The organism is Phytohabitans kaempferiae (assembly GCF_042433955.1).
Classification (GTDB): Bacteria; Actinomycetota; Actinomycetes; order Mycobacteriales; family Micromonosporaceae; genus Phytohabitans; species Phytohabitans kaempferiae.
This window is the reverse complement of record NZ_JBHLUH010000035.1, coordinates 42,116-62,628: the sequence shown is the minus strand read 5'-3', so window position 1 is coordinate 62,628 and position 20,513 is coordinate 42,116. Positions and strand designations below refer to the sequence as shown.

Here is a 20,513-nt window from a genome sequence, read left to right as displayed (position 1 = left end):
GCGATGCCCGTCGCGGTCCGGACCGCCGCGCGGGGTCCCCGGGGAGACGTGGAGCGCAGCGGAGCGTCTTCTTGGGTGCTTTCCCACGGCCTCACGCTCCACGGTTCACGACCCCGACCCGGCCCGCCGCGCCCGCCGCCTCACGCTCCGCGGTTCACGACCCCACCTCCGCCCGCCGCGCGGCGCGGACGAAGTCGTGGTTGAGCTGGCCGATCGCCGTCAGCGGGATGCCCTTCGGGCAGACGGCGGTGCACTCGCCGGCGTTGGTGCACCCGCCGAAGCCGGCGTCGTCGTGCGCCGCCACCATGTCCAGCACGCGCTCGTAGCGTTCCGGCTGGCCCTGGGGCAGCCGGCCGAGGTGGGTGACCTTCGCGGCGGTGAAGAGCATCGCCGAGCCGTTGGGGCAGGCGGCCACGCACGCCCCGCAGCCGATGCAGGTGGCCGCCTCGAAGGCCGCGTCGGCGTCGGGCTTGGGTACCGGCTGGGCGTGCGCGTCGGGGGCGCTGCCGGTGGGGGCGGAGACGTACCCGCCGGCCTGGATGACCCGGTCGAGCGCGCCGCGGTCGACGACCAGGTCCTTGACGACGGGGAAGGCGCGCGCCCGCCACGGTTCGACGTCGATGGTCTGGCCGTCGCGGAAGTGACGCATGTGGAGCTGGCAGGTGGTGGTCGCCTTCTCCGGGCCGTGCGCGGCGCCGTCGATGACCACGCCGCAGGCGCCGCAGATGCCCTCACGGCAGTCGTGGTCGAAGGCGACCGGATCCTCGCCCTCCAGCGTCAGCCGCTCGTTGAGCGCGTCGAGCACCTCGAGGAACGACATGTCCGGCGAGATGTCGGTGACCGGGTAGGCGACCATGCGGCCCTTCTCGTCCGGGCCGGCCTGGCGCCAGATGCGCAGTACGACGTTCACTTGTAGCTCCGCTGGCTCGGTGTCACGTACTCGAAGGTCAGCTCCTCGCGGTGGAGCACCGGCGGGCCGCCGGTCCACTCCCACGCGGCCACGTACGCGAAGTGCTCGTCGTCGCGCAGTGCCTCCCCCTCCGGCGTCTGGCTCTCCGCCCGGAAGTGGCCGCCGCACGACTCGGTGCGGTGCAGCGCGTCGACGCACATCAGCTCGGCGAGCTCGAAGAAGTCGGCGACCCGGCCGGCCCGTTCGAGCGCCTGGTTGAGCGTGCCGGCGGAGCCGGGCACGCGCACGCGCGCCCAGTACTCCTCGCGCAGCGCCCGGATCTGCCCGATCGCCTTGCGCAGCCCGTCGTCGGTGCGTTCCATGCCGCAGTGGTCCCACATGACGCGGCCCAGCTCGCGGTGGAACGAGTCGACCGTGCGGTCACCGCCGACCGCGAGCAGCCGGTCGATCCGCGAGGTGACGTCCGCGAGGGCGGCCCGGGCCGCCGGATGCGTGGCGTCGACCGGCGGGAACGGCCCGTCCGCCAGGTAGTCGCCGATGGTGTTGGGCAGCACGAAGTACCCGTCGGCGAGGCCCTGCATGAGCGCGGAGGCGCCGAGGCGGTTGGCGCCGTGGTCGGAGAAGTTGGCCTCGCCGGTCACGAAGAGCCCCGGGATGGTCGAGCGCAGGTCGTAGTCGACCCACAGCCCGCCCATCGTGTAGTGCACGGCGGGGTAGATGCGCATCGGCACCGCGTACGGGTCCTCGCCGGTGATCCGCTCGTACATCTCGAAGAGGTTGCCGTACCGCTCCGCGACCGCCGGCCGCCCGAGCCGCGCGATGGCGTCGGCGAAGTCGAGGTAGACGCCGAGCCCGCCCGGCCCGACGCCGCGCCCCTCGTCGCACACGTTCTTCGCCGCGCGGGAGGCGATGTCGCGGGGGACCAGGTTGCCGAAGGCGGGGTACAGCCGCTCGAGGTAGTAGTCTCGCTCGGCCTCCGGGATGTCGCGGGGCGGCCGCCGGTCGCCGGCCCGCTTCGGGACCCACACGCGCCCGTCGTTGCGCAGCGACTCGCTCATCAGCGTGAGCTTCGACTGGTGCGGGCCGGACTGGGGGATGCAGGTGGGGTGGATCTGCGTGAAGCAGGGGTTGGCGAAGAGCGCGCCGCGCCGGTGCGCCCGCCAGGTGGCGGTGACGTTGCAGCCCTTGGCGTTGGTGGAGAGGAAGAAGACGTTGCCGTAGCCGCCGGTGGCGAGCACCACCGCGTCGGCGAACTCGGTCGTGATCGCGCCGGTGACCAGGTCGCGCACGACGATGCCGCGGGCCCGCCCGTCCACCACGACCAGGTCGAGCATCTCGTGGCGCGAGTACGCCTCGACGGTGCCGGCGGCGACCTGGCGTTCGAGCGCCTGGTACGCCCCCAGCAGCAGTTGCTGCCCGGTCTGCCCGCGCGCGTAGAACGTGCGGGAGACCTGCGCGCCGCCGAAGGAGCGGTTGTCGAGCAGCCCGCCGTACTCCCGGGCGAACGGAACCCCCTGGGCCACGCACTGGTCGATGATCTCGACGGAGACCTCGGCCAGACGGTACACATTGGACTCGCGGGAGCGGAAGTCACCGCCCTTGACCGTGTCGTGGAAGAGGCGGTGCACCGAGTCGCCGTCGTTGCGGTAGTTCTTGGCCGCGTTGATGCCGCCCTGCGCGGCGATCGAGTGGGCGCGGCGAGGGCTGTCCTGGTAGCAGTACGACCGGACGCGGTAGCCGGCCTCGCCGAGCGTCGCGGCGGCCGAGGCACCGGCCAGCCCGGTGCCGACGACGATGACCGTGAGGCGGCGGCGGTTGGCCGGGTTGACCAGGCGGGCCTCGAAGCGCCGCCGCGCCCAGCGACCCTCGATCGGCCCGCCAGGCGCGCGCGAGTCCTTCACCGGGGAACCGACCTCGAACATCAACTCACCAACCCCAACGAGACAGCGAACGGCACCGACAGGTAGCCGGCGCACAGACCCACCGAGACCACCAGCGCCGCCAGCCGCGCGCGCCGCTCGCCCGCCGCCGTGCGCTGCCCCAGCGAGCGGAGCGCGCTGAAGACCCCGTGCCGCAGGTGCAGCCCCACCGCCAGCACCGCGAGCGTGTAGAAGAGCGTCACGTACCACCGCTCCGGCGCGAAGTCGGCGACCACGTTGTCGTACGGGTGCGCACTGTCGCCCACGGGGTTGAGGTGGCCGGTGGTGAGGTCCAGCACGTGGTACACGACGAAGAGCAGGATGATCACGCCGCCCCACCGCATCGTGCGCGCCGCGTAGCTGCCCCGCACCGGGCGGCGGTGCGCGTACCGGACCGGCCGTGCGGCCCGCGCCCGCAGCGCGAGCGTGGTCGCCGCCCAGATGTGCGCCACCACCGCGACGGTGAGCACGGCCCGCTGGACCCAGAGGTATCCGGACTGGGGCAGCAGCGGCGCGCCGATCGTGCGCAGCCAGTGCGCGTAGTGGTCGAAGGACTCCGCCCCCACGAACACCTTGAGGTTGCCGACCATGTGCGCCACCAGGAACAACACCAGCACGATGCCGCTCACCGCCATCAGCGCCTTCCGCCCGACGGTCGACCGCACCGCACTCAACGTGACCACGGCACCGACGCTAGGGCGGGCGGCGTGATTCGTCCAATGCATCGTTGGCGCAGTCGCGATAGCTGTAGGCTATGGCCGTGCAGCTGCAACAGCTCAGGTACTTCGTGGCCGTCGCCGATGAGCGCCACTTCACACGCGCGGCCTCCGACCTGGGCGTGGCGCAGCCCACGCTGAGCAAGCAGATCCACAGCCTGGAGCGCGACATCGGCGCCCCGCTGCTCGACCGCACCCGCGGCACGGTCACGCTCACGCCCGCCGGCGCGGCGCTGCTGCCCATCGCGCGGCGCATCCTCGCCGACGTGGAGACCGCCCGCCGCGAGGTGCAGGAGCTGGTGGGGCTGCGCCGGGGCCGCGTGCGGCTCGGCGCCACGCCCAGCCTCTCCACCAGCCTCGTCGCCCGCGTGCTGCCGCTCTTCCGGGCCGACCATCCCGGCATCGACCTGCACGTGGAGGAGAGCGGCTCGCAGGATCTCGTGCGCCATCTCACCGAGGGAAACCTCGACCTCGCGCTGGTCATCCTGCCGCCGCACGGCATCGACCCGGCCCTGCGGGCCGAGCCCATCCTCCGCGAGGACCTCGTCGTCGCCTCGGCCTCACCCCTCCCGGCGCCCGCCGGGGGCATGCCCATCGCGGAGCTGCGGCACCACCCCCTCGTGATGTTCCGCAAGGGGTACGACCTGCGTGATGCCACCCTCGCAGCCAGTCACGCCGCGGGGTTCGAGCCGGCGTTCGCCGTCGAGGGCGGTGAGATGGACGCGGTCCTCAGCTTCGTCGCGGCCGGGCTCGGCGTGGCGGTCGTGCCGAGCATGGTGCTCGCCGGCCACCCCCGCCTGCACGCCACCTCGCTCGCCCCGCCCGGCATCCAGCGCACGGTCGCCATCGCCGAGCGGCGCGAGTCGACGCCGACGCACGCGGCCGCCGCGCTTCGCCGCGCGATCCTCGCGTACCTGAGAGACTGAGCGGCGTGGAGCATTCCGACGTGCTGGGCTGGGTCGACGCCTACGAGCGGGCCTGGCGCTCGCCGGGCACCGAGACGCTCGGCGAGATCTTCACCGAGGGCGCGAGCTACCTCCAGGGGCCGTGGGACGAGCCGGTCGTGGGCCTGCCCGCCATCGCCGAGATGTGGGAGGCGGAGCGGGCGGGGCCGGACGAGGCGTTCGACATGAGCTGCGAGGTGGTGGCGGTCGACGGCGACACGGCGGTGGTGCGGGCCGAGGTGCGCTACGGCCCGCCGCACGACCAGGAGTGGCGTGACCTGTGGATACTCCGCTTCGAGGCGGACGGGCGGTGCCGGTGGTTCGAGGAGTGGCCCATCGCGCCGAGCGGCTGACGCCCGGCCCGCCCAGCGTCACGAGGCACGCAGCTGACTTTCAGTAACCTTTCAGTCGCGGGCGCTACGGTCGGCGGATGGACGAGAGCAGGGCCCAGCGGGTCGTCGACGCACTCCGTGACCGGGGCGTGCCGGCCCACCTCGCCCGCCCAGGCGTCGCGCAGTACGGCATACGCGTGGCGCTGCGTGACGGCCGCGAGGCGCTGTGGGACACCGACGGCACGGCGGGCCTGGAGGCGCAGGTCCTGCGCAACGGCGTGCTGGTCGGCTTCGTGCCGCATGTCGAGGGCTCGGAAAACTTCGACGAGGAGCAGGTGGTCGACACGATCGCCCGCACCGACTACGACCAGCCGATCGCCCGGCAGCGGGCCACCGCACCCCCGTCCGCGCCGCCGCTGCCCCGCGAGGGCGGCTTCTTCCGCCGCTTCCGTGACGGCTTCCGTTAGGGCCTGTTCACGAGGGCATGGCCGGCCTACGGCGGGCCATGACGACGACCGGCGGCACCGGACGGCCGCCCGGGCACCGACCCTCATGAAACAGGCCCTGGCCCGCGCCTTCCACGCGCGACTCTCCACAGTGGGATGACCGCCGCCCGGGGGCGTCATCCCTACCGGGTAATGCGACCTTGTAAATGTGTTGATATTGTCCGCTGATCGTATGATCGCGGAGGGTGACACAGGCTTGACGAGCAGCAATCCGGCACTCCGGGCCGCGGCACGCACGCTGCTGCTCGCCGGCGTGGCGGTCGCCGCCTACCTGCTGCTCACCCTCCTCGACCGTCCGGCCCACGCGAGCCCCCAACGCGACCTCCCGGCCCGGCCCAGCACCGCCGAGCCGAAGCTCCCGCTGCTCGGCCTGCTCCTCGGCCCCGCAGGCCACGCTGCCGCCGACGCGGCCCTATCCGACGCCGATCGGTCCCACGGCGACGATCCAGTCCCGGGCAGCGATGCCGCCCCCGGCAGCGACACCTCTCGCGGCGGTGACGCGGCTCGCGGCGGCAGCGCCCTTCGCGGCAGCGGCGCGGCTCGTGGTGACGATGCCGCTCGTGGTGACGATGCCGCTCGTGGCGACGATGCCGGTCGCGGCGACGATGCCGGTCGCGGCGGCGGTGGCGCTCGTGGTGGCGACGCCGCTCGCGGTGGCGGCGCCTCGGGGCGGGGTGGGGGAGATCCGGGCGGTCGTGCCGGCGGTCCAGTCAGCGGCGATGGCGCCCGCGTCCACATCGGACTCGTAGGCGCGGTGACGGGCCTGGTCACGCCGGTCGTGGGGGAGCTGCCTGGCTTCGCTTCCAGCACCGCGGAGGCCGGTCTGACGCCTGGCACCACGAAGACCACGCGCCCGGCCACCGAGTCGGATGCGCTCCCGCCGGTGACAGCCCCGGCGCCCCAGCCGGCCGAGCCTGGCATCGGCCCGCTCCCCGGCACCGTGGGCGTCGCGCTCCGGCCGGTCGAGCGGGTCGTCGGCCTCGTGGTGGGCGCTGGCCAACGGCCGGTCAAGCGCGTCGCCGGCCGGGTCGTGGACCTCGCCGGCGCCGTGCCGCGGCCTGTGCGACCTGTCACTGACCTGGTCGTCGGTGTCGCGGGCGCGGCGCTGCGGCCCGTCCAGCCGGTCGTGGCCCTCGTGGTGGGCGCCACGGGCGCTCTCCTGCGGCCCCTCGCCCCGGTGCTTGGCGGCGTGGTCGAGCGGCCACCGCCCACCGGCCAGGAGTCGGGGCCGCCGGCCCCACCGCCGCCCGCCGTGCCCGCCGTACCCGGCGAGCAGCCGGCCACGCCGCCGGCGGCCACAGCGGAGGCCGGCGAGGCGCGGATAAGCGCCCCTGGCGATCGCCTGCGCCGGACATCGGCGACGGCGGGGCCGAGCGTCGGCGCCGGCAGCGGCCTCACCGAGCCGCCGCGGCAGCGGGTCGCGGCGACGGTGGGCGCCGATCGGGGCGCGCCGCCCGGGCCGGGGTCCGGGTTCGGGGGATGCGGGCCGGCCGGATGCGCCCACACCACCGACGCGATCAGCGCCTCGGGCCAGCCGCTGGTCCTGCCTTCCGGGCTCGCGGTACCTCCGGACGCGCGCGGGCACCTCGTCACGCCGCCCGCCGGGCTCGTCCACGCGGGCCGGCGTCCCGGGGTCGCGCCGCTTCCCGGCTGAGCCCTTTCCGCCGCGTTCGAGGTGGGCGGCGCGTGAGCACGGGCTTAGCCGGCGAAGCGACCGCGCTCACCAGTAGCGATGAGGGGCGGCATCCGTCGTGGGGATGCGGCCGCGCGCGTTCGGGCAGTGCCCCGTGCGGGGGATCCGACACGCCGACCGTCCGCGACACGCCGGTGCCCGGCCCTCGACCGACCGCCGGCCGAACGCGCGGAGAGCTTGCCAAACGCACCACCGGTGTGGGGAGGGCGTGGCCGTTCCCCAACACGGCGTTGCGGTGCGCGGGTCGTCAGCGATGACCCATGAGGAGCGACGCGGAGTACCACGGTCCACAAGGGACCGGAACAGAGCTGTGGGCACCAGAGATCGGAGAAGACCCTCGTGGTCCGCATCATGGTCGTCGAGGAGATGGGATTGCTACGGAGCGCGCTGCGTACCGTGCTGTCGAGCGAGCACGACCTGGAGGTGGTCGCGGAGATCGCCGAACAGGCGGAGATACTGCCGGTCGCCCAGCGGGAGCGGCCGGACGTCGTGGTGGTGGACGTGGACCTGACCGGGGCGCAGACGCGTTCGGCGCTGATGCGGCTGCGGGAGGCGCTGCCGCCCGTGGCGGTCCTGGCGCTGAGTGCCCACTGGACCGCCGACTCGCTGCGGCGGGCGCTGGCGGCGGGGACGCTGGGGTTCGCCGGTACGGATGTGACGCCGGTCCAGTTCGTGCGGATCGTGCGGTCGGTCGCCGTGGGCAACCGGGTGATCGACCCGGTGGTCGCGGCGGCGGTGCTCAACCCGCCGCCGAACCCGCTGACCACGCGGGAGCGGGAGATCCTCCGCGCGGCCGCGGAGGGGCTGCCGCCCAAGGAGATCGCCAACCGGCTGTACCTCGCGCACGGCACGGTGCGCAACCGCATGTCGGCGATCCTGCGGAAGACCGGCGCCCGCAACCGCGTGGAGGCGATCCGCCGCGCCCAGGAGCGGGGCTGGCTGTGACGCCGCGCCCCGCGACCCCACCAGCCCGCGGCCGCTCCGCGACCACCAGCCCGGAAGCCGCGCGACCACCAGCCCGCGTGGCCCTCTCGCGGAGCGACCGCGCCGCCGGGCACCGAAAGAAGGCGGCGCCCGCCGGCAAGCGGCTACGACAGGCGGGACAGGCCGGCCGCCACCGAGTCCGCCAGCGGGGTCGTCGGGCGGCCGATCAGGCGGCTGAGGTCACCGGTCTCGACCAGCAGCCTGCCCTCCCTCAGGGCCACGTCCGAGCCGGCCAGCACCTGTGCGTACCGCTCGGGAAGGCCGGCCCCGACGAGGGCCCGCGCGTACTCCGCCGGCGGCAGATCGCGGTAGGCGACCTCCCTGCCGCTCTGCCGGGACACCTCGGCGGCCAGCTCGGTGAGGGTGAAGGGCTGGTCGCCGCCGAGCTCGTACACCTTGTTGTCGTGGCCCTCGCCGGTGAGGACGGCGGCCGCCGCGGCGGCGAAGTCGGCCCGCGGGGCCGCGGAGACCTTGCCGTCGCCGGCCGAGCCGAGGATGGCGCCATGGGCGAGGGCGGGGGCGAGGTTGTCGGTGTAGTTCTCGACGTACCAGCCGTTGCGAAGGAACGTGAACGGCACTCCCGTGCCCCGGATGACCTCCTCGGTCGCCTTGTGCTCGGGGGCGATGGGCAGGTCGGTGGTGTCGGCGTACGGCGCGCTGGTGTAGACGATCAGCGACACGCCCGCCGTCACCGCCGCGTTGACCGCGTTGGTGTGCTGGGCGACCCGCACGCCGACCTCGCTGCCGGAGACGAGCAGCAGCCGGTCGATGCCCGCGAACGCCGAGGCGAGCGTCTGCGGCCGGTCGTAGTCGGCCTCCCGCACCCGCACGCCGAGCGCGGCGAGGTCGGCGACCTTCTCCGGGCCGCGCGTGCCCGCGACGATGTCGCCGGCCGGGACGCCCCGGTCGAGCAGGGACCTGACCACGAGCCGGCCGAGCTGGCCGCTGGCGCCGGTGACAGCAACGATCATGAGGACCCCACTAACCATCGGAAAGCACTAACCAAAAGAGAGTACCCCACCATCGGGTAGCCTGGCGGGCATGGAGGAGGCCATGGAGGATCTCGTCGCCGACGTGTTCGCGCGCGCCTGCGCCTCCCGCCACGTGCTGGAAAACGTCGTCGGCAAGTGGGGCGTCCTCGCGCTCGCTGCCCTCTCCGAGGGGACCTACCGGTTCAACGCGCTGCGCCGCCGCGTCGACGGGATCAGCGAGAAGATGCTCGCCCAGACCCTCCACGCGCTCGAGCGCGACGGCCTGGTGCGGCGCGAGGTGCACGGCACGATCCCGCCCCGCGTGGAGTACTCGCTGACCCCGGTGGGCGAGCGAGTCGCCGCCAAGCTGATCGAGCTGATCGAGCTCGTCGAGGGCGAGATGCCGGCCATCCGTGCCGCCCAGGACAGCTACGACAACCGGTAACACCTGGGCGGGCCGGTGACCTGTCTCATGTGGTGTCACAAACGACCGGCCAGGGGGTGTCTGCCGCCCCGGCGCGAAGCTCAAGGAGTTCGTGGTCAGGAGCGCGGTCAAGCAGTTGGCGGCCGAGGCGCGCAAGCCCGGTTCGCGCAACCTGTGGGCCAAGGACGGCAAGCGCCAGCAACTGCTGCGGGCCAAGCGCGGCGAAGGGCTGGCCACGGCCGAACGGGCGCCCCGGCACGCCTGACGCAGGGGCGGTGCCGCGGCCGGGTCAGTCCGGCGCGCCCCGTGAGATCAGCACCGCGATCCCGTCGAGGATCCGCGCCAGCCCGAACTCGAACGCGCGGGCCGGGTCGAGCGCCGCGGCGTACTCCGTGCCGGCCGCGGTGCCGACCCGGCTGGCGACGGGGAAGCGGTCGGCGTCGTACACCTTGTCCAGCAAGGGGGCCAGCTCCTCCCACCACTCGTCGTCGGTCTTGCCGCTGTCCCGGGGGAGGGCGACGGCGGCGAGCGCGCTCCGTACCGCCCCGTGCACGTAGTCGTTGACCATCGTCACGACCAGGTCCATCTCGATGTCGGTGAGGCCGGTGCCCTCGACCGCGCGCAGCTCGTAGTCGTACCGGGCGATGAGGTTGGGGCCGAGCACCGGGCGGTTGGTCGCCACGTGCAGCAGCCAGGGGTGGCGCAGGTAGAGCGCCCACGTCTCGCGCGCGACAAGTTGGAGCCGCGCCCGCCAGCCGCCCGGCACGTCCTCGGGCTTGGCGGTCTCCGCGCAGACCCGGTCGAGCATGAGGTCGAGCAGCTCCGCCTTGCCCGGCACATACGTGTACAGCGACATCGCGGTCACGCCCAGCCGCTCGGCGACGCGGCGCATGGAGAGCGCGGCGAGCCCTTCGGCGTCGGCGATCTCGGTGGCGACCGCGACGATCTGGTCGACGGAGAGGCGGGGCTTGGGGCCGCGGCGGACCCGCTCCGGGGCGCCCCAGAGCAGCTCCATGATCCGCTTCGGGTCACTCCCGCCCGTGTACTCGGTGGTCACTCCGTACAGCGTAGAGCTGTGCGGCGCGGAGAGCCGGGGCGCCTGGACCGGTGGTCAAGGGCTCGTCCAGGCCGGCGAGGCGCAGGGACGCGGTCAGCGGGCGGCGCGGTGCAGGGGACGCGTGCGGTGGCCGCTGGCGCGGTGCCGGGAGCCGGCGGCCTCGGCGAGGATCGCGGCCAGGTCTTCGAAGCCGTCCCGGACCAGCCCGACCGTGACCCGGATGTGGTCGGTGCCGAGCGGGCGTACCTCGAACGGCGCGCCCGGCGCCGCGCCGATCCCGTGCGCGGCGAGCGTGAGGAGCGCGACCTGCTGATCCCGCACGGCGATCCACATGTTGATGCCGTCGGCGGCCGTCGCCGCCACGCCGTGCCGGGCGAGGGCGGCGAGCAGCAGGTCGCGGCGGCGGGCGTACTCCCGGCGGGCCTCCGCCACCGCCCGCGTGGTCGCCGGGTCGGTGAGCAGGTCGACCAGCACCGCCTGGAGCACGCGGCTGGACCAGCCGGGGCCGAGCAGCCGGCGGTCGGCGATCGCGGAGATCAGCGCGGCCGGCCCGCCGATCGCGGCGAGGCGCAGGTCGGGGCCGTGGCTCTTGGAGAAGCTGCGCACGTGCACGACCCGGTCCGGCAGGTGCGCGCCGAGCGAGACGGCCGGAGCGGTCGCGATGTCGCCCACGTGGTCGTCTTCCACCACGACGACCGAGTCGTGGCCGGCGAGCACCGAGGCGAGGTCGGCGGCGCGTGCCGGGGTCGTCGAGACGCCGGTCGGGTTTTGCGCGCGAGGCTGGAGGAAGACCGCGATGGGCGAGTGGTCGAGCGCCTCGGCCAGGGCCGCCGGCTCGACACCGGAGGCGTCCAGCGGCACGGGGACGGGCACCGCGCCGACCGACTCCAGCAGGTCCAGCAGCGGCGGAAACGTCGGGTTCTCCACCACCACGTGCGCGCCGAACCGCACCACCGCCCCCACCACGCGGTCGAGCGCGTCCAGCGCCCCGTCGACGACGGTGAGCTGCTGCGGCGGGTACGGCCAGCGCTCGCGGAGCACCACCTCCAGCCGGGGCAGCACCGGATCCTCCAGGTACGACGTCGTGAGCCGCGTGTCGCCGATGCGGCGCAGGGCCGGCGCGAGGTCGGGGAGGAGGTCGTGGTCGGGCACGCCGGTGGAGAAGTCGTGCGGGAGCGTCGAGGGGTTGGCGACGAGCCGGGAGAAGCGCATCTTCTGCCGGGGGCGGGACGGCGTCAGCACGTACGTGCCGGAGCGCCCGCGCGTCTGGATCGCCCCCGCGCTGGCCAGCGAGCGCCACGCCTCGCTGACCGTGGTGGGGCTGATGCCGAGCGCCTGGGCGACCGAGCGGACGGTGGGCAGGCGGGCGCCGGCGGGCAACTCGCCGGTGTGCACGAGACGGCTCACCGCGGCGGCGATGCCACGTGCGGTGCGGTCGTTGACCGCATCGGCGATGAGCTGGAGCATGTTACTCCTACGCAATATCCTGTAACAATCTCGCCATTGTCCGCCCGCACCTGTGTCACTAAAGTCCTACGCTAAACCACCAGATGAAGACAAGACAGGTTGCGAAAAGAACAGAGCCGAGAGGGGACAACCCCATGGCAGACCTTGTCCGCGCCGCGCTCGTCCAGACCACGTGGACCGGCGACAAGGAATCGATGATCAAGGCTCATGAGGAGTACGCCCGCCAGGCGGCCGCCCAGGGCGCGAAGGTGATCTGCTTCCAGGAGCTGTTCTACGGCCCGTACTTCTGCCAGGTCCAGGACAGCCAGTACTACGCGTACGCCGAGTCGATCCCCGGGCCGACCACCGAGCGCTTCCAGGCCCTCGCCGCCGAGCTGGGGCTGGTGATGGTGCTGCCGATGTACGAGCAGGAGCAGCCCGGCGTCCTCTACAACACCGCGGCCGTGGTCGACGCCGACGGCAGCTACCTCGGCAAGTACCGCAAGACGCACATCCCGCAGGTCAAGGGCTTCTGGGAGAAGTTCTACTTCCGCCCCGGCAACCTCGGCTACCCCACGTTCGACACGGCGGTCGGCCGCATCGGCGTCTACATCTGCTACGACCGCCACTTCCCCGAGGGCTGGCGCGCGCTCGGCCTCGCCGGCGCCACGATCGTCTTCAACCCGTCGGCGACCCACCGAGGGCTCTCCTCGTACCTGTGGAAGCTGGAGCAGCCGGCCAGCGCGGTCGCCAACGAGTACTTCGTCGGCGCGATCAACCGGGTCGGCGTCGAGCCGCTCGGCGACAACGACTTCTACGGCACGTCGTACTTCGTCGATCCCGAGGGCAAGTTCGTCGGCGAGACCGGTGACCCGCACCAGGCCGAGCTGATCGTGCGCGACCTCGACATGGGCCTGCTGGCCGAGGTGCGTGACCGGTGGGCCTTCTACCGCGACCGCCGCCCGGACGCCTACGGCCCGCTCGTCCAGCCCTGACCAGCCCGGCCCCTGCCGGCCGCACAAGGCCCGGGGCGCGGAGCGCCCGTGGCCAGAGAGGGGATTCGCGCATGACTCTGCTGATCACCGGGGGCACCGTGATCGGCCCCACCGGCGCGGCACCGGCCGACGTGCTGGTCGACGGCGAGACCATCGCCGCCACGTACGCGCCCGGCACCGGCCCGTCGGACACCGAGACGCTCGACGCCACCGGGAGGTACGTGATCCCCGGCGGCATCGACGCGCACACGCACATGGAGCTGCCCTTCGGCGGCACGTTCGCGTCGGACACCTTCGACACCGGCACGAGGGCGGCGGCGTTCGGCGGCACCACCACGATCATCGACTTCGCCGTGCAGCGCACCGGCGAGGTGGTGCGGGACGGGCTCGCCGCCTGGCACGCCAAGGCCGAGGGCAACTGCCACGTCGACTACGCGTTCCACATGATCCTGGGCGGCGTCGACGACGACTCGCTCAAGGCGATGGACCAGCTCGTCGCCGACGAGGGGATCTCCAGCTTCAAGCTCTTCATGGCGTACCCCGGCGTCTTCTACTCCGACGACGGCCAGATCCTGCGGGCGATGCAGAAGGCGCGCGACAACGGCGCGGTCATCATGATGCACGCGGAGAACGGCATCGCGATCGACGTACTCGTGCGGCAGGCCCTGGCCCGCGGCGAGACCGACCCGATCCACCACGGCCTGACCCGCCCCGAGGCCCTCGAAGCCGAGGCGACCCACCGCGCGATCATGCTGGCCGAGGTGGCCAGGGACTGCCCGCTGTACATCGTGCACCTCTCCGCGAGCCGCGCGCTCGCCGAGGTCGCGGCCGCGCGCGACGCCGGGCGCAACGTCTTCGCCGAGACCTGCCCGCAGTACCTCTACCTCACGCTCGAGGACCAGCTCGGCGCGCCCGGCTTCGAGGGCGCCAAGTGGGTCTGCTCGACGCCGCTGCGCAGCAAGCACGAGACCCACCAGCGCGACCTGTGGCAGGGGCTGCGCAGCAACGACCTCGCGGTGGTCTCGACCGACCACTGCCCGTTCTGCTTCAAGGACCAGAAGGAGCTGGGCGTCGGCGACTTCTCCAAGATCCCCAACGGCATCGGCGGCGTCGAGCACCGCGTCGACCTGCTGTACCAGGGCGTGGTCGACGGCAAGCTCTCGCTGGAGCGCTGGGTCGAGACGATCGCGACGACGCCGGCCCGGATGTTCGGCCTCTACCCGCGCAAGGGCGTCATCCAGCCCGGCTCGGACGCCGACATCGTGCTCTACGACCCCAACGGGCGCACGCGGATCGGCGTCGAGACGCACCACATGAACATGGACCACTCGGCGTACGAGGGCTACGAGATCGCCGGCAAGGTCGAGACCGTCATCTCCCGCGGCGAGGTCATCGTCTCGTCCGGCGAGTACCGCGGTGCCAAGGGCCGCGGCAAGTACCTGCCCCGTGGCCTGTCGAGCTACCTGGTGTGATGGCGATGCGGACGGTTCCACATTGGATCAACGGGGCTCGGGTCGAGGGCGCGGGGGAGCGGCGGCTGCCGGTCTACGACCCGGCCACGGGCGAGCGGCAGGCCGAGGTGGTCGCCGCGACCGGCACCGAGGTGCGCGCGGCGGTCGAGGCGGCGCTCGCGGCCCAGCCGGGCTGGCGGGCGGCGTCGCTGTCCCGCCGGGCCGAGGTGATGTTCCGCTTCCGCGACCTGGTCGACGCCCATCGTGGGGAGATCGCCACGCTGCTCTCGTCCGAGCACGGCAAGACCGTGGCGGACGCGGGCGGCGAGATCGCCCGCGGCCTGGAAAACGCCGAGTTTGCGGCCGGCGCGCCGCACCTGCTCAAGGGCGGCTACAGCGAGCAGGCGGCGACCGGCGTCGACGTGTACTCGATCCGGCAGCCGCTCGGCGTCGTCGCCGGCGTCACGCCGTTCAACTTCCCGGCGATGGTGCCGATGTGGATGTTCTGCAACGCGCTGGTGGCCGGCAACACGTTCGTGCTCAAGCCGAGCGAGAAGGACCCGTCGGTCTCGCTGCTGCTGGCCGACCTGCTGCGCCGGGCCGGGCTGCCGGACGGGGCGTTCAACGTCGTGCAGGGCGACCGGAGCGCGGTCGACGCGCTGATCGCCGACCCGGACGTGCGCGCGCTCTCGTTCGTCGGCTCGACGCCGGTCGCCCGCGCCATCTACGAGGCGGGCACGCGGGCCGGCAAACGCGTGCAGGCGCTCGGCGGGGCGAAGAACCACATGGTCGTACTCCCGGACGCCGACGTCGACGCGGCGGCCGACGCGGCGGTCTCGGCCGGCTTCGGCTCGGCGGGGGAGCGGTGCATGGCGGTCTCCGTCGTGGTCGCGGTCGGGTCGGCGGGCGACGCGCTCGTGCCCGCCATCGCCTCCCGACTGGCGAAGATCCGGGTCGGGCCCGCGTCCGATCCGGACTCGGAGATGGGCCCGCTGATCACTCGCGAGCATCGCGACCGCGTGGCCGGATACCTTTCCCAGGCCCAGCTCGTGTCCCAGGCCCAGCTCGTGTCCCAGGCCCAGCTCGTGTCCCAGGGCCAGCTCGTGGTCGACGGCAGGGACGACCCGGCGACCGGCGGGCCCGGCTTCTTCCTCGGTGCGTCCCTTGTGGACCACGTGGACACCACCTCGCCGCTCTACACCGACGAGATATTCGGGCCGGTGCTGTCGGTGGTGCGCGTGGACACATACGACGAGGCGCTCAGGCTCGTCAACGACAACCAGTACGGCAACGGCACCGCCATCTTCACCCGCGACGGCGGGGCGGCGCGCCGCTTCCAGTACGACGTGGTCTGCGGCATGGTGGGGGTCAACGTGCCCATCCCGGTGCCGGTTGCCTACTACAGCTTCGGCGGCTGGAAGGCGTCCCTCTTCGGCGACCTGCACATGTACGGTCCGGAAGGGCTCCAGTTCTACACTCGCACCAAGGTGGTCACCTCGCGGTGGCCCGACCCGGCGACGTCCGAAGTGGACCTCGGCTTCCCGAAGGTTAGGTGAGCATGGACATTGGCGTCGTCTTCCAGTGCGACCCTCCCGCGTCCACTGTGGTCGACCTGGCGGTCAGGGCCGAGGCGGCGGGGTTCAGTCACGTGTGGACGTTCGACTCGCACCTGCTGTGGCAGGAGCCGTTCGTCATCTACTCGCAGATCCTCGCGCGCACCGAGCGGGTGATCGTCGGCCCCATGGTGACCAATCCGGGCACGCGCGACTGGACCGTGACGGCGTCGCTGTTCGCCACGCTCAACGAGATGTACGGTGACCGCACCATCTGCGGGATCGGCCGGGGCGACTCGGCACTGCGGACGCTCGGCTACCCGCCCACCACGCTCAAGGAGCTGGCCGAGTGCGTCCACGTGATCCGCGAGCTGGTGGCCGGCCGCCCGGTCGCCTACCGTGGCAACGAGGTGCGCCTCCCGTGGGTCAGCCCCGGCACCGCGCTCGACGTCTGGGTCGCGGCGTACGGGCCGAAGGCGCTGGCGCTGACCGGCGAGGTGGGCGACGGCTACATCCTCCAGCTCGCCGACCCCGACATCGCCGCCTGGATGATCCACACCGTGCGCGCGGCGGCCGAGAAGGCGGGGCGCGACCCGGCCGCCATCAAGTTCTGCGTGGCCGCCCCCGCGTACGTCGGCGACGACCTGGCCCACCAGCGCGAGCAGACCCGCTGGTTCGGCGGCATGGTGGGCAACCACGTGGCCGACATCGTCGCCCGCTACGGCGCCTCCGGCGCGGTGCCCCAGGCACTGACCGACTACATCGAGGGCCGCCGCGGCTACGACTACGCCGAACACGGCCGCGCCGGCAACACGCACACCGACTTCGTGCCGGACGAGATCGTCGACCGGTTCTGCGTACTCGGCCCGGTGGACTCGCACCTCGCGAAGCTGCGGGCGCTCCGGGACCTGGGCGTCGACCAGTTCGCGGTGTACCTCCAGCACGACGACAAGGAGCAGACCCTCGCCGCGTACGGGGAGCACATCATCCCCGCGCTGCGCGCCGAGCACGCCGCCACGCGATGAGGGGAGCGCGGGCGTTCGCCACCGGGCTCGGCGCGGTCGTCGTGGCGGTGCTGCTGTGGGAGGCGTACAAGGCGGTCGGCGGCGACGACGGGACAAGCCTCCTCGGCGTGCGGATCCTGCCCCGCGCCGACGACGCCGCCATGCCGCACGTGTGGGACGTGCTGCGCCGCTTCGGTGAGCCGGAGCTGGCCGGGGGCGACCCGATCGGGCTGGTCGTGCTCAGGGCGTGCCTGTTCACGCTCCGCGGCGTCGCCGTCGGGTTCGGGGTCGGTGCGCTCGTCGGGCTCGTGCTCGCGGTGGCCATGCAGCGGTTCCGCGTGGTGGAGCGGGGTCTGCTGCCGTATGTGATCCTCTCCCAGACCGTGCCGCTCATCGCCCTCGCGCCGGCGATCGCGGGATGGGGCGGGCGGCTCTCGCTCGGCTCGTATCCGTGGCAGCCCTGGATGTCGGTCGCCACCATCGCCGCCTACCTCGCGTTCTTCCCGGTGGCCGTCGGCATGCTGCGAGGGCTCCAGTCGCCGCCGCGCGTGGCCGAGGAGCTGATGCACAGCTACGCCGCGGGGTGGTGGCACACGCTGGTGAAGCTCCGCCTCCCGGCCTCCACGCCCTATCTCTTCCCCGCGTTGCGCCTCGCGGGGGCCGCGGCCGTCGTCGGGGCCGTCGTGGGGGAGATCTCCACCGGTACGCGGGGCGGCATCGGCCGCCTCGTCATCGAGTACTCCCGGGAGGCGACCGCCGACCCGGCCAAGGTCTACACCGCGATGATCGGCGCGGGGCTGCTCGGCCTCGCGGTCGCCGGGGTGGTGGGCGTCGCCGAGTTCGCGCTCAACCGACGGAGGGCCGCATGACCGCCGCTGTGCAGCTGACCGGAGTCGGGAAGGTCTACAACCCAGGGCGGGCCGACCAGGTCGTGGCGCTCACCGGCGTCGACCTGACCGTGGAGAGTGGACAGTTCGTGTCGCTGATCGGGCCGTCCGGCTGCGGCAAGTCGACGCTGCTGCGGCTGGTCGCCGACCTGGTGCCGCCCACCGAGGGCACGGTCGCCGTCGCCGGCAAGCCGGCCCGCAGGGCGCGCCTGGACCAGGAGTACGGCATCGCCTTCCAGCAGGCCGGGCTCCTCGACTGGCGCACCGTGCGGCGCAACGTCGAGCTGCCCCTGGAGCTGCGTGGCGCCTCGCGGGCCGAGCGGCGGGAGCGGGCACGGGAGATGCTCGACCTCGTCGGGCTCGCCGACTTCGCCCGGCACTACCCGCCGCAGCTGTCGGGCGGCATGCGGCAGCGGGTTGCGATCGCGCGGGCGCTGGCCGTGCATCCGCCGCTGCTGCTGATGGACGAGCCCTTCGGCGCGCTGGACGAGATGACCCGCGAGCGGCTCCAGGACGAGCTGCTGCGGATCTGCGCGCGTACCGGCACGAGCACGATCTTCGTGACGCACTCGATCCCGGAGGCGGTGTACCTCTCCGACCGGGTCGTGGTCATGTCCCCGCGTCCGGGGCGGATCACGGAGGTCGTCGAGATCGACCTCGGCGATCGCACCGACGCGACCCGGCAGTCGGCGGGCTTCTTCGCCGGCATCACCGAGGTGCGCCGCGCGCTCCGGGGGACACCTTCGGAGATCCCGGCATGAAGTCGTCCTGGCGCGGCCTCCTGCCTCCGGCTCTCGTGGGGATCGGCGGGCTCGCGCTGTGGGAGGTGGTCGTCAGGGCGGGGCGGGTCGCGCCGTTCATCCTGCCCGCGCCCTCGGCGATCTGGGAGCAGTTCTGGCTCAGCCGCGAGGTGATCTGGCAGACCGGGCGGGCGAGCGGCACCAACGCGCTCGTCGGGCTGGTCGCCGGCGCGGTGCTCGGCATCCTCGCGGCGATGGTCGCCAGCCGCTTCCGGCTGGTCGGCGAGGCGTCGATCCCGGTGGCCGCGGCGCTCAACGCGCTGCCGATCATCGCGCTCGCGCCGATCCTCAACAACATGTTCGACTCGACCAGCAGCATCCCCCGCCGCGTGGTCGTCGCGATCGTGGTCTTCTTTCCCGTCTTCGTCAACACCCTGCGCGGGCTGCGCCAGGTCGACCCCACCCACCGGGAGCTGATGGACAGCTACGCCGCCGGCGGCTGGACGTTCACCCGGCTCGTACGGCTGCCCGGCGCCCTCCCGTTCGTGTTCACCGGTCTCCGCCAGGCGTCCTCCCTGGCGGTGATCGCGGCGGTGGTCGCGGAGTACTTCGGCGGTCTTCAGGACGGCCTGGGCTCCCGCATCACCTCGGCGGCGGCGAACACCGCGTACCCGCGTGCCTGGGCCTTCGTGGTTGGCGCGTGCGTGCTCGGTCTCGTCTTCTACGTCGCCGCGCTCGCACTGGAGCGGCTCGCCACGCCGTGGCGCCGTTCCGGATAACCACACCCCCTTGGAGGATGCGATGAGAAGGATGATCGGCGGGGCGCTCGCGGGCGTGCTCGCGCTCACCGCCTGTGGCACCGCGGACGAATCGGAAACCCCGGGCGGGGACACCGGCGGCACCAGGACGGTCAAGCTCCAGCTCCAATGGTTCGTGCAGGCCCAGTTCGCCGGGTACATCGCGGCGGTGGACAAGGGCTTCTACGGCGAGCAGGGGCTGGACGTGCGGATCCTGGAGGGCGGCGTCGACATCGTGCCGCAGACCGTGCTCGCCCAGGGGCAGGCGGACTTCGCCGTCGCGTGGGTGCCGAAGGCGCTCGCCTCGCGCGAGCAGGGCGCCCAGATCACCGAGATCGCGCAGGTGTTCCAGCGCTCTGGCACGTACCAGGTGTCTTTTGCCGCCAGCGACATCAAGGCCCCCGCGGACCTCAAGGGCAAGAAGGTGGGAAACTGGGGTTTCGGCAACGAGTTCGAGCTCTTCGCGGCGATGACGAAGGCGGGCCTCGACCCGGGCCGGGATGTCACGCTGGTGCAGCAGCAGTTCGACATGCAGGCGCTGCTGCGCGGGGACATCGACGCCGCGCAGGCGATGAGCTACAACGAGTACGCGCAGTTGCTGGAGGCGAAGAACCCGGCGACCGGCCAGCTCTACCAGCCGGCCGACTTCACGGTGCTCGACTGGAACGACGTCGGCACCGCCATGCTCCAGGACGCGGTGTGGGCCAACAGCGAGAAGCTGGCGGGCGACAGCGCCTACCAGGAGACGGCGGTCAAGTTCCTCACCGGCTCGCTCAAGGGCTGGGCGTACTGCCGGGACAACGCCGAGGAGTGCCGCGACCTGGTGGTCAAGCGCGGCTCAAAGCTCGGCGCCAGCCACCAGTTGTGGCAGATGAACGAGGTCAACAAGCTCGTCTGGCCCTCGCCGAACGGGGTCGGCCTGCTCGACGAGGCCGCCTGGAAACAGACCGTCGACCTCTCGCTGACGACGAGGAACCAGGACGGCCAGACGGTCATCACCAAGCAGCCGGAGGGGACGGCCTACACCAACGAGTACGTCCAGAAGGCGCTCGACGCCCTCAAGGGCGCGGGCGTGGACGTGGCCGGCACCTCGTTCCAACCGGTGACGGTGGAGCTGAAGGAGGGCGGGGCGTAACGCGCGACACGCGAATGCCCACCCTTCCCTACTAGACCGATGGGGTTTA

22 protein-coding genes are annotated in these 20,513 nt (G+C 72.8%); 15 read left to right on the top strand and 7 right to left on the bottom strand.

Features of this window, described 5'->3' with window-relative positions; translation table 11 throughout:
- Positions 1 to 154 precede the first annotated feature (154 nt).
- From ACFFIA_RS17695 to ACFFIA_RS17685, 3 genes are read right to left on the bottom strand one after another with little or no spacing between them, the layout of a single operon-like run.
- Entirely contained in the window at positions 155 to 910 is a 756-nt protein-coding gene (locus tag ACFFIA_RS17695; protein ID WP_377252297.1) for a succinate dehydrogenase/fumarate reductase iron-sulfur subunit, read from the bottom strand.
- On the bottom strand, positions 907 to 2,832 hold the full coding sequence (locus ACFFIA_RS17690; RefSeq protein ID WP_377252295.1) for a fumarate reductase/succinate dehydrogenase flavoprotein subunit: 1,926 nt from the start codon (positions 2,830 to 2,832) through the stop codon (positions 907 to 909). Before ACFFIA_RS17690 ends, ACFFIA_RS17695 begins: the two co-directional genes overlap by 4 nt.
- Entirely contained in the window at positions 2,832 to 3,512 is a 681-nt protein-coding gene (locus ACFFIA_RS17685; RefSeq protein WP_377252293.1) for a succinate dehydrogenase cytochrome b subunit, read from the bottom strand. Before ACFFIA_RS17685 ends, ACFFIA_RS17690 begins: the two co-directional genes overlap by 1 nt.
- A 71-nt stretch (positions 3,513 to 3,583) precedes the next feature.
- On the opposite strand from ACFFIA_RS17685, the gene ACFFIA_RS17680 reads away from it, so the two are divergent.
- From ACFFIA_RS17680 to ACFFIA_RS17670, 3 genes are all read left to right on the top strand, one after another.
- The gene (locus ACFFIA_RS17680) at positions 3,584 to 4,471 is read left to right on the top strand and encodes a LysR family transcriptional regulator (RefSeq protein ID WP_377252291.1); all 888 of its coding nucleotides are present in this window, start codon (positions 3,584 to 3,586) and stop codon (positions 4,469 to 4,471) included.
- Between the two features lie 5 nt (positions 4,472 to 4,476).
- Positions 4,477 to 4,842 (top strand): YybH family protein, encoded by a 366-nt coding sequence (locus ACFFIA_RS17675; protein WP_377252288.1) that lies wholly within the window; start codon positions 4,477 to 4,479, stop codon positions 4,840 to 4,842.
- A 77-nt stretch (positions 4,843 to 4,919) separates the two neighbouring features.
- The gene (locus tag ACFFIA_RS17670; RefSeq protein ID WP_377252286.1) at positions 4,920 to 5,288 is read left to right on the top strand and encodes a hypothetical protein; all 369 of its coding nucleotides are present in this window, start codon (positions 4,920 to 4,922) and stop codon (positions 5,286 to 5,288) included.
- Positions 5,289 to 5,739: 451 nt separating this feature from the next.
- Here ACFFIA_RS17670 and ACFFIA_RS17665 read toward each other — a convergent pair whose 3' ends face one another.
- Positions 5,740 to 6,063: a hypothetical protein gene (locus tag ACFFIA_RS17665; RefSeq protein ID WP_377252284.1), complete on the bottom strand. Its 324-nt coding sequence runs from the start codon at positions 6,061 to 6,063 to the stop codon at positions 5,740 to 5,742.
- An 18-nt stretch (positions 6,064 to 6,081) separates the two neighbouring features.
- Between ACFFIA_RS17665 and ACFFIA_RS17660 the strand changes: the two genes are divergently transcribed.
- Together ACFFIA_RS17660 and ACFFIA_RS17655 are read left to right on the top strand one after the other, a co-directional pair.
- Positions 6,082 to 6,981, top strand: coding sequence for a hypothetical protein (locus tag ACFFIA_RS17660; RefSeq protein WP_377252281.1), 900 nt, complete (start codon positions 6,082 to 6,084; stop codon positions 6,979 to 6,981).
- 378 nt (positions 6,982 to 7,359) lie between these two features.
- Complete coding sequence (locus tag ACFFIA_RS17655) at positions 7,360 to 7,965, top strand: response regulator transcription factor (RefSeq protein WP_377252278.1); 606 nt, start codon at positions 7,360 to 7,362, stop codon at positions 7,963 to 7,965.
- Between the two features lie 143 nt (positions 7,966 to 8,108).
- Here the strand turns inward: ACFFIA_RS17655 and ACFFIA_RS17650 are convergent, their stop codons facing one another.
- The gene (locus ACFFIA_RS17650; protein WP_377252276.1) at positions 8,109 to 8,975 is read right to left on the bottom strand and encodes an SDR family oxidoreductase; all 867 of its coding nucleotides are present in this window, start codon (positions 8,973 to 8,975) and stop codon (positions 8,109 to 8,111) included.
- Positions 8,976 to 9,045: 70 nt separating this feature from the next.
- Here ACFFIA_RS17650 and ACFFIA_RS17645 point away from each other — a divergent pair, with 70 nt between their 5' ends.
- Complete coding sequence (locus ACFFIA_RS17645) at positions 9,046 to 9,420, top strand: winged helix-turn-helix transcriptional regulator (RefSeq protein WP_377252274.1); 375 nt, start codon at positions 9,046 to 9,048, stop codon at positions 9,418 to 9,420.
- A gap of 91 nt (positions 9,421 to 9,511) precedes the next feature.
- Complete coding sequence (locus tag ACFFIA_RS17640) at positions 9,512 to 9,664, top strand: hypothetical protein (protein WP_377252271.1); 153 nt, start codon at positions 9,512 to 9,514, stop codon at positions 9,662 to 9,664.
- 24 nt (positions 9,665 to 9,688) lie between these two features.
- Here ACFFIA_RS17640 and ACFFIA_RS17635 read toward each other — a convergent pair whose 3' ends face one another.
- Both ACFFIA_RS17635 and ACFFIA_RS17630 read right to left on the bottom strand, forming a co-directional pair.
- A complete protein-coding gene (locus tag ACFFIA_RS17635) occupies positions 9,689 to 10,456 on the bottom strand; it encodes a TetR/AcrR family transcriptional regulator (protein ID WP_377252269.1) in 768 nt (255 codons plus the stop codon).
- Between the two features lie 93 nt (positions 10,457 to 10,549).
- Positions 10,550 to 11,923, bottom strand: coding sequence for an aminotransferase-like domain-containing protein (locus ACFFIA_RS17630; RefSeq protein WP_377252267.1), 1,374 nt, complete (start codon positions 11,921 to 11,923; stop codon positions 10,550 to 10,552).
- Between the two features lie 134 nt (positions 11,924 to 12,057).
- On the opposite strand from ACFFIA_RS17630, the gene ACFFIA_RS17625 reads away from it, so the two are divergent.
- From ACFFIA_RS17625 to ACFFIA_RS17590, 8 genes are all read left to right on the top strand, one after another.
- Positions 12,058 to 12,897, top strand: a complete 840-nt coding sequence (locus ACFFIA_RS17625) for a nitrilase-related carbon-nitrogen hydrolase (protein ID WP_377252265.1) — start codon at positions 12,058 to 12,060, stop codon at positions 12,895 to 12,897.
- A gap of 71 nt (positions 12,898 to 12,968) precedes the next feature.
- A complete protein-coding gene (gene hydA, locus ACFFIA_RS17620; protein ID WP_377252263.1) occupies positions 12,969 to 14,369 on the top strand; it encodes a dihydropyrimidinase in 1,401 nt (466 codons plus the stop codon).
- 5 nt (positions 14,370 to 14,374) lie between these two features.
- Positions 14,375 to 15,904, top strand: coding sequence for a CoA-acylating methylmalonate-semialdehyde dehydrogenase (locus ACFFIA_RS17615; protein WP_377252342.1), 1,530 nt, complete (start codon positions 14,375 to 14,377; stop codon positions 15,902 to 15,904).
- Positions 15,905 to 15,906: 2 nt separating this feature from the next.
- A complete protein-coding gene (locus ACFFIA_RS17610; RefSeq protein WP_377252261.1) occupies positions 15,907 to 16,926 on the top strand; it encodes a TIGR03842 family LLM class F420-dependent oxidoreductase in 1,020 nt (339 codons plus the stop codon).
- The gene (locus tag ACFFIA_RS17605; RefSeq protein ID WP_377252259.1) at positions 16,923 to 17,774 is read left to right on the top strand and encodes an ABC transporter permease; all 852 of its coding nucleotides are present in this window, start codon (positions 16,923 to 16,925) and stop codon (positions 17,772 to 17,774) included. Before ACFFIA_RS17610 ends, ACFFIA_RS17605 begins: the two co-directional genes overlap by 4 nt.
- The gene (locus ACFFIA_RS17600) at positions 17,771 to 18,553 is read left to right on the top strand and encodes an ABC transporter ATP-binding protein (protein ID WP_377252257.1); all 783 of its coding nucleotides are present in this window, start codon (positions 17,771 to 17,773) and stop codon (positions 18,551 to 18,553) included. Before ACFFIA_RS17605 ends, ACFFIA_RS17600 begins: the two co-directional genes overlap by 4 nt.
- Positions 18,550 to 19,311, top strand: coding sequence for an ABC transporter permease (locus ACFFIA_RS17595; RefSeq protein ID WP_377252255.1), 762 nt, complete (start codon positions 18,550 to 18,552; stop codon positions 19,309 to 19,311). The genes ACFFIA_RS17600 and ACFFIA_RS17595 overlap by 4 nt, the downstream gene beginning before the upstream one ends.
- 22 nt (positions 19,312 to 19,333) lie before the next feature.
- Positions 19,334 to 20,464 carry an ABC transporter substrate-binding protein gene (locus ACFFIA_RS17590; protein ID WP_377252253.1) on the top strand — a complete coding sequence of 377 codons (1,131 nt, stop codon included), beginning with the start codon at positions 19,334 to 19,336 and terminating at the stop codon, positions 20,462 to 20,464.
- Positions 20,465 to 20,513: the final 49 nt, after the last annotated feature.

Bases quoted from the DNA above. Each gene is read 5' to 3' on its own strand.
- hydA (WP_377252263.1), top strand. From the start codon at position 12,969: ATGACTCTGCTGATCACCGGGGGCACCGTGATCGGCCCCACCGGCGCG.
- ACFFIA_RS17615 (WP_377252342.1), top strand. From the start codon at position 14,375: ATGCGGACGGTTCCACATTGGATCAACGGGGCTCGGGTCGAGGGCGCG.
- ACFFIA_RS17690 (WP_377252295.1), bottom strand. From the start codon at position 2,832: ATGTTCGAGGTCGGTTCCCCGGTGAAGGACTCGCGCGCGCCTGGCGGG.
- ACFFIA_RS17590 (WP_377252253.1), top strand. From the start codon at position 19,334: ATGAGAAGGATGATCGGCGGGGCGCTCGCGGGCGTGCTCGCGCTCACC.
- ACFFIA_RS17625 (WP_377252265.1), top strand. From the start codon at position 12,058: ATGGCAGACCTTGTCCGCGCCGCGCTCGTCCAGACCACGTGGACCGGC.
- ACFFIA_RS17650 (WP_377252276.1), bottom strand. From the start codon at position 8,975: ATGATCGTTGCTGTCACCGGCGCCAGCGGCCAGCTCGGCCGGCTCGTG.
- ACFFIA_RS17670 (WP_377252286.1), top strand. From the start codon at position 4,920: ATGGACGAGAGCAGGGCCCAGCGGGTCGTCGACGCACTCCGTGACCGG.
- ACFFIA_RS17600 (WP_377252257.1), top strand. From the start codon at position 17,771: ATGACCGCCGCTGTGCAGCTGACCGGAGTCGGGAAGGTCTACAACCCA.
- ACFFIA_RS17610 (WP_377252261.1), top strand. From the start codon at position 15,907: ATGGACATTGGCGTCGTCTTCCAGTGCGACCCTCCCGCGTCCACTGTG.
- ACFFIA_RS17605 (WP_377252259.1), top strand. From the start codon at position 16,923: ATGAGGGGAGCGCGGGCGTTCGCCACCGGGCTCGGCGCGGTCGTCGTG.
- ACFFIA_RS17595 (WP_377252255.1), top strand. From the start codon at position 18,550: ATGAAGTCGTCCTGGCGCGGCCTCCTGCCTCCGGCTCTCGTGGGGATC.
- ACFFIA_RS17630 (WP_377252267.1), bottom strand. From the start codon at position 11,923: ATGCTCCAGCTCATCGCCGATGCGGTCAACGACCGCACCGCACGTGGC.
- ACFFIA_RS17645 (WP_377252274.1), top strand. From the start codon at position 9,046: ATGGAGGAGGCCATGGAGGATCTCGTCGCCGACGTGTTCGCGCGCGCC.
- ACFFIA_RS17680 (WP_377252291.1), top strand. From the start codon at position 3,584: ATGGCCGTGCAGCTGCAACAGCTCAGGTACTTCGTGGCCGTCGCCGAT.